The following is a 3,554-nucleotide window of genomic DNA, read 5'->3' on the forward strand; positions in this document are numbered from 1 at the left end:
GTATCGTCCTTAAGCTTTATATTGTTATCTTCTTTACATACAGTTTCAAAAGAATATTTGTGTCTTCCTGCATTAAATAAATCAAAGGTACAAATAAAAATTATATAACTCTTTGCAAGTTTATTATAATCATCGCCCTTGCTTATTAAATCAAGATCAATATTTCCTTGATAGTATCTAAGTCTTTTAGGAATATTTCTATGTTTTCCACGCTGCATTTCTACATTATATACTGTATCTTTTTCATCTTTCACATAAATATCTAAGCGAATGCCCTTGCTCTCTAATAGTAAATCTATTGTTTTTTGGTTTTCAGGCATTTCAATCTTAGTTATTTCTACTTCAAGAAGTTTCTCTAAAAATTCCTTACAAATCTCCTTATCGCTCATTACCTTAGCAAATAAGAAATCATCTTCTAGATTTAATTCCTTTAATGTTTTATCCATTATTTTTCCTTTACTTAACTGCACACACAAAAAAGATGGGATGGATATTTATTTATGATTATTTATTGCATCAAAAATAACCATCCTTACCTCTTCTATAAACAAACTAAATGCCATAATATCAACAAAATTAGGTGTTGTAATTGAACTGCCCCCTGTCAATTAGACAGGGGGCAGTTCAATTTGAATAATACGGTATTTTTATATTAATTATTTTTTTTCAAAATAAAAAGCAATCTCTCCACCCACTACTATTATTGTATTTTTATTAGTTATAGTACCACCATTGCATCTTCTATTACAATTAACATTTTTATAGGTAATATCATAATTCTCATCTAAAATAATAATAGCAGATTTTTGTCCCTTATTTACAAATTCATAAGTTAAATTGTAAGAATTTTTGTCACTTTTATTCAAGATATATATACCTGGTTTATAAGTATTATTAATTGGATAAATTTCTTCATCTGCCTTTGCTTTTGAGCTTGATATTGCTAAGCATAATAATATTATTGACACACAAGTTAAAACTTTCTTTTTCATAAAATCACCTCAACTATATTATTTACTTATACAAAAAAAATTATTATAATTCATATCTATAATTGCAATGTTATTTTACTCTTTTTTTAATATATGTTATATTTTGTATGTTAGGGGTGGTTTTGTGTATAAATTTAATGAAAATCTTTATAAAAAAACTAAAAAACCTTCGTTAATGGACTTTGTATTTATTCCATTGTTATTAATTATTATTATTTTTGTATTATTAAATTTAAAAAACAAAACTGGTAATGATAAAAATCTATATCTTTTAGTTTTGTTTATGTCTACTATTTTTTTATTACTTATCTTATTTGAACTTTTAGTTCCAAAAAGAATGAGTCCATTAACTAAAAAGTTATTAAAACCTGAAATAGATAAATTAATAAATGAAGGTAAATCTTTAGAAGCCATTATATTAGATAATTCAATAGAATTTAGAGGCATAATGAAGATAGCTGTTCGTACATCAAGTAACAATTATGTAGGAAAATCTTTTTCGGAAATAATTATTGATTTTAATGAAATAAGTGAAGTTTTAATAAGAAATGATAATGTAATAATAAATTACAAGAAAGGTCCTTATAACTATAATTTTGGAGTATCTAATTACTTTGAAAACTCTATAGATTTTGCACAGGAGCTAAAAGAAAAACTTATAAGAAGTCATGAATCTGTACACTTTAATTATTAATATAATATATATTGCAACCTCAAAAATACCGCATATTCTTTTGAATAATACGGTATTTTAATATATTATATATTTTACTCAATATTGCCTGATCTATAAACTATTCTTTATTATTTCCCCTTTCTTCCCAAACTAAATATCCTACTCCTACAATTAAACTTAAAATACTTAGATATAATAATGGGGTTCCTACATATTCAAGTCCTGCCTGAAATAAACCTGCATCCCATGACAAGACACCTGACATAAAAATAGCAGCAGCTATATATCTTGCAGAAAATAAAATACTAGCAATCAAACAAAAAATTGCGCCTACACCTCTTTTATTCATAATTCTCTCCTTTCCTCTTTATTTATCTATATAACTTTAAATAAATTATAACATATTTTGTAAATACCTCATCATTCAATTTTCAAAGATCACTTAGTTCACCCCTTCTGCATAGCTTGTACTTTCTTAGAATTGCAAACAAAAAAATACTGCAAATTCATTTTTGAATAATACAGTATTTTTAGTTTTCTTCTCTTTATATCTTCAATAGCAAATTTACAAACTGGAATTTATAAGAAAACATAAATTTAAATCCGCTATTTTCAGAACTTAAATATTAATAAATCTCAATTCTTTTTCAGCTTCTAATTTAGATTCATAAAATATAACTTCATTGTACGGTTTAATATTACTTTTCCAACTTTTAGTTGTTTCTAAAAACTCTTTTCCGCTATTTGCAATTAGAAAACACTCTTTATATTTATTGATATAGCATATTGGTAAATCACGTTGTAAATCTGTAAATGAGCCAACAGTTCCAATTAAACCACCTTCGCTATCTGTTGCGAAAACATCTACTTGAGGAACTGTATAAAATGATAATTTAATAATATCATCATCAAAAATAAAATGTATATCATACTCATCAGCATATTGTTGATAAATTTCATTTTTATCATTTGAATCCATATGATAAACAGTACTACCTGATGTAATAACTTCCATATCTTTTATACCTATACATATAGCTGGACAATTTTCTCTTTTTGTTACATCTAAATATACTTTATTCATTTTCCCTCCATAAATCCCCATCTATAGACCAGTTTATAAGTAACTAACTCGCAATTTAATACAATTACGAATTTATTATAACATATTTTGTAAATATCTTATTGTTAGATTTTCAAAGATAATTTACTTCGCACTTTATACAAATTACGGCTTATAAAATGGCAGTGAAAAATAACGAATTTACTATTATCATTATTACCATAATAGTAGATAGTATTTTCCCTATTTTCGATCCAAAGTTTTCCTTAAATTTATACCCCAAAATTAATGATGGAATAAAAAATAATATAGAATAAAATATTGTATAATGAGTTCCACTATTTCCATTAGACCATGCTTTTAGACCAATATAAGTCAAGATGCTATCCCCTATACATATATCATTAAATGTAAAACTAAATAAACATCCAATAATAAATAATAATAAAGAAAGTGAACCTATTCCAATTTTATTCTTTTTCACACTATCAACTCCAAATATAAATATTTATCTAACTTAAATTCTATATAATATGTTATTTTACATCACTTTAAAATTACCAGTTAATTATAACATATTTTGTAAACACCACACTATTCAATTTTCAAAGATCACTTAGTTCACCCCTTCTGCACATTCACAATTATATAAATAAGGTTGAGTATATATTTCTTTAATATGAAAATGTAATATTACTTTTTTAACTTCTGCATATATCATTTGTGAATACTTTGAAAGGAGGAATTTATTATGGCAATTACTAAGGTTTTAGCTAGTTCTGCTTTAGTTATTGAAGTGGAAAATGGATCAGACAAAAACGGA

The 3,554-nt window shown here is 25.0% G+C and carries 6 protein-coding genes; 1 reads left to right on the forward strand and 5 read right to left on the reverse strand.

Features of this window, described 5'->3' with window-relative positions; all coding sequences use genetic code 11:
* Both KIB46_RS16065 and KIB46_RS16070 read right to left on the reverse strand, forming a co-directional pair.
* A partial coding sequence (locus tag KIB46_RS16065) for an Rpn family recombination-promoting nuclease/putative transposase (protein WP_291673215.1) occupies positions 1-446 on the reverse strand: 446 nt, incomplete at its 3' end.
* Positions 447-656: 210 nt separating this feature from the next.
* Positions 657-992 carry a hypothetical protein gene (locus tag KIB46_RS16070; protein ID WP_291673217.1) on the reverse strand — a complete coding sequence of 112 codons (336 nt, stop codon included), beginning with the start codon at positions 990-992 and terminating at the stop codon, positions 657-659.
* Positions 993-1,116: 124 nt separating this feature from the next.
* Between KIB46_RS16070 and KIB46_RS16075 the strand changes: the two genes are divergently transcribed.
* Positions 1,117-1,686 carry a hypothetical protein gene (locus KIB46_RS16075; protein ID WP_291673219.1) on the forward strand — a complete coding sequence of 190 codons (570 nt, stop codon included), beginning with the start codon at positions 1,117-1,119 and terminating at the stop codon, positions 1,684-1,686.
* 100 nt (positions 1,687-1,786) lie between these two features.
* Here the strand turns inward: KIB46_RS16075 and KIB46_RS16080 are convergent, their stop codons facing one another.
* From KIB46_RS16080 to KIB46_RS16090, 3 genes are all read right to left on the reverse strand, one after another.
* Positions 1,787-2,017, reverse strand: a complete 231-nt coding sequence (locus KIB46_RS16080) for a hypothetical protein (RefSeq protein WP_291673221.1) — start codon at positions 2,015-2,017, stop codon at positions 1,787-1,789.
* A gap of 270 nt (positions 2,018-2,287) precedes the next feature.
* Positions 2,288-2,752 (reverse strand): hypothetical protein, encoded by a 465-nt coding sequence (locus tag KIB46_RS16085; protein WP_156558975.1) that lies wholly within the window; start codon positions 2,750-2,752, stop codon positions 2,288-2,290.
* Positions 2,753-2,903: 151 nt separating this feature from the next.
* Positions 2,904-3,215, reverse strand: coding sequence for a hypothetical protein (locus tag KIB46_RS16090; protein ID WP_291673224.1), 312 nt, complete (start codon positions 3,213-3,215; stop codon positions 2,904-2,906).
* Between the last annotated feature and the right edge of the window lie 339 nt (positions 3,216-3,554).

Origin of the sequence: Clostridium sp. (genome assembly GCF_018372875.1) — a bacterium.
Classification (GTDB): domain Bacteria; phylum Bacillota; class Clostridia; order Clostridiales; family Clostridiaceae; genus Clostridium.